2 protein-coding genes are annotated in these 3624 nt (G+C 45.0%); one reads left to right on the top strand and one right to left on the bottom strand.

Annotated features, from left to right (window positions below; genetic code table 11):
* The coding region (locus VE944_RS19730) for a transglutaminase family protein (RefSeq protein WP_324980637.1) at positions 1 to 1346 on the bottom strand (1346 nt) is incomplete at its 3' end.
* Between the two features lie 491 nt (positions 1347 to 1837).
* Between VE944_RS19730 and VE944_RS19725 the strand changes: the two genes are divergently transcribed.
* Positions 1838 to 3624: cation-translocating P-type ATPase (locus VE944_RS19725; RefSeq protein ID WP_324980633.1), on the top strand; the 1787-nt coding region annotated here is incomplete at its 3' end.

Below are 3624 nucleotides of genomic sequence, written 5' to 3'. Positions count from 1 at the left end.
CGGCAGGGGATGCCATTTAAACGGGATAGGGCAAGTAAAACGCCGACATATTCGCCACAGGAACCAACGCCCCGTTCTAAAACTGTATCTGGCGTGTCAATGTAAGGTTTAATACCATAAGACAACTCATCATAGACGTAGTTGCGGATGCTGTGCATTTTCCGCAGCACATTGGTTTCAGAACCAATCGCTTCTCTGGCGGCACGGCGAACAATGGTAGTATCCATTGCTAAATCGTCGTCATCCACTAGGTAGCGTGTTTCTAATTCTGAGGAAAGTTTAGGTATATCTTCCACATCTCTAGGTGTGATGCGATACTTAATCCCGCGAACTTCTAAAAGTGCTTTCCAGCCAAATATATGCCGTTCACCTGGGGCAAGAGAATCAAATTTAAACACTGCTACACGTTGCCCTTGTACCACTTCTTCAGTAAAAGGTATACCAATGGCTTCAACGTGTTTCACCTTTTGACGCTCAGTTTCCGATGGTAAGGCGATGCGCCATTCGACATCAGGTAAATAAACCTCGTCTAAGGGTGCAATTTCCTCAGCGTAGGACATTTCAATCAGATAGCCGTTAGAGAGGGCGTAGCGCTTATCTGGATCGTAATGATAATACAGGGGGTGAATGAAAGTGCGATCGCGGAATGTTAGCTCATGACTAGGATCGGCATTTGGGTTGTCCCGGATATAAGCCTCCTCTGAGGCGTAGGCGACGTAAATACTTTCTTTGCCTGTTTCGGCATTTTTATGTATCGCTATGCCTGTAGGACATTCAAAGGGTGTCAGGACGCTGAATTGAAGTTCTCCTGTAGCCCTATCCATCGCATAAACTGATTGTTCAGTGCGATCGCAAATCCACAGCATTTCCTGGGTGACTGCTAAGTTCTCTATCCCAACGCCTGGGGCATAAAACCTAGTAATCTCTTTTCGCGTTTCACCGTCATAAATCAGAATGTAGCCTAGCCTTTGGCAGCTGATATAAACTGTTGTTTCCCAAACAGCAACGCCGTCAACAGGATAAGGCAATGTTACAAAATGTTCCAGACCCAAAGCATTGAGCTTGCACAAGTAAACACTATTTTCTCGGCTCACCCATAGGGTATCTTCCCACGCGGCTAGACCAGTGACATCAGTAAATTCTTTAACTTGATGGGCATTAAGAATTTTGCTGTTGTCAGAGGTGGGATCAATCTCCAGTAGATGCCCTTTAATACTGTCAATGGCAATCAGCCTATCTTTAATGAAAGTAATGCCACACAGGGTGGCAGCAGTAAGCGGTCGAATTGTTTTTTGCCCAAACATCTGGCTTGCGATCGTGGGGAGTGTAAAACTCATATTAAGCATATTTATTCAATGATTTAGCACGCCTGGACAATTCAAAATTCAAAATTCAGCTTAAAAAGTTTGCTAGGTCGGGAAACCCTACTGGCACCCCAGTTCGCTTGAGCGCGTAAATACGCAAGCGACTGGCTCAACTTTGGGCAAAATTCAAAATGTTCGCGTAGCGTCTCGTAGAGAAGAAATGCAATTGTGCCATGCATCCTAGCTATTGGCTGAATGAAAATGAACGCAATGGCAGCCTAAAATTAATTGTGGCATGAGGTTTTTAACAAAGCTTCAAAGCTCTATTACTTACAATTATCGGTAGAATGTCTTCCGAAAAACTCTTTCGTGAGAAATAATACTATCTCAAAAGAGAAAGAATTTACAAATGTTAATAATTACAGATACACTCATACAACTGGGCGATCGCCTTATTGTAACTTTAGGAGATGGAATTCCTGCCATCGCTAAATTATGATCAAACTTTGTAACCATTTGCTGTGAACTACACGATGTCTGCTAATTCTCTGCCTGAAGGTGCCGCCGTTTGGCATAGTTTAGAAGTTGATAAAGCACTAGACCTGCTCGATAGTAATGCAGACAGTGGCTTAACACCCCAAGAAATTCAACAGAGATTGCAAAAGTACGGGCCCAACGAATTACAAGAAGTTGCTGGCCGTAGTACTTGGGAAATTCTGCTGGATCAGTTCAAGAACATTATGTTGTTGATGCTGATTGGCGTAGCTCTCATTTCTGGGCTTATAGACCTATGGGGTTGGCGAAATGGCACTTTAAAGCCTGGTGAAGTGCCATTTAAAGATACGATCGCTATCCTAGCAATTGTCATTCTCAACGGCATACTCGGCTATGTCCAAGAAAGCCGTGCCGAAAAAGCCCTAGCAGCCCTGAAAAAACTGACTTCTCCCTTAGTGCGAGTGATGCGCGACACTAGACTGGTGGAGATAGCAGCCAAAGACTTAGTTCCAGGGGATGTCATGCTGCTGGAAGCTGGGATGCAGATAGCCGCAGATGGACGCTTGATAGAACAGTCTAATTTGCAAATACGAGAGTCGGCACTGACGGGTGAAGCCCATGCTGTCAACAAACAGGCAACACTAAAATTACCAGAAGAAACAGATTTAGGCGATCGCATCAATTCAGTCTTTCAAGGAACCGAAGTCGTCCAAGGACGAGGCAAAGTTCTGGTGACTAACACCGGAATGACAACAGAATTGGGCAAAATTGCCACCATGTTGCAGTCGGTGGAAAGTGAGCCTACGCCCTTACAGCAACGGATGACTCAACTGGGTAACGTCCTAGTTACGGGTTCTTTAATTCTCGTAGCGATCGTTGTTGTCGGTGGTGTGATCAAGGATCAAGGTTTTAAAAACATCCAAGAACTCTTGGAAATTTCCTTGAGTATGGCGGTTGCTGTGGTACCAGAAGGTTTACCAGCTGTAATTACCGTCACACTGGCACTGGGAACCCAGCGAATGGTGCGCCAAAATGCCTTGATTCGCAAACTTCCCGCAGTGGAAACATTGGGTTCTGTAACTACGATCTGTTCTGATAAAACCGGCACCCTGACTCAAAATAAAATGGTGGTGCAATCGGTTTTCACTAATAACAAAACTTTTCGCGTCACTGGTGAAGGTTATGCTCCCACAGGAGATTTTCAGTTAGATGGTCAAAAAATTTCCCTAGAGGACTCTCCAGAAATCTCAGCGTTATCAGTCGCCTGTGCTATTTGTAATGATTCGGTGTTGCAAAAAGAACAAGGTAACTGGGCGATTTTGGGAGATCCCACAGAGGGAGCATTGTTAACACTGGCGGGAAAAACTGGAATCGAAAAAGACCAGTGGAACAGTAAATTACCCAGAGTTAGGGAGTTTCCCTTTTCCTCAGAACGGAAGCGGATGAGCGTAATTTCTCAGGTGGAGGGAGTCGCTACAGGTGACGCATCTTCCAGAGGCATTGACCCAGCGATCGCTAGTTTTATCCAATCTGAACCTTACTTAATGTTTACCAAAGGTTCTCCAGAGTTAACCTTGGCACGTTGCACTCAAATTCATTTGGGTAATGACACAAGCCCTTTAACCGAATCACAACGCCAGAAAATTTTGGCAGAAAATGACCAAATGGCGAGTAAAGGTTTGCGGGTGTTAGGTTTTGCCTACAAACCCCTCGCAGAAATTCCACCAGAAGGTTCAGACGAAACATCCGAGCAAGGCTTGGTATGGTTGGGACTAGTGGGAATGCTAGATGCACCACGCCCAGAAGTAAGGGCGGCTGTGCAAGA

Origin of the sequence: Nostoc sp. (genome assembly GCF_035638895.1) — a bacterium.
Taxonomy (GTDB): Bacteria; Cyanobacteriota; Cyanobacteriia; order Cyanobacteriales; family Nostocaceae; genus Nostoc.
The sequence above is the reverse complement of the archived record's forward strand: the minus strand, read 5'-3'. Positions and strand labels throughout refer to the sequence as shown.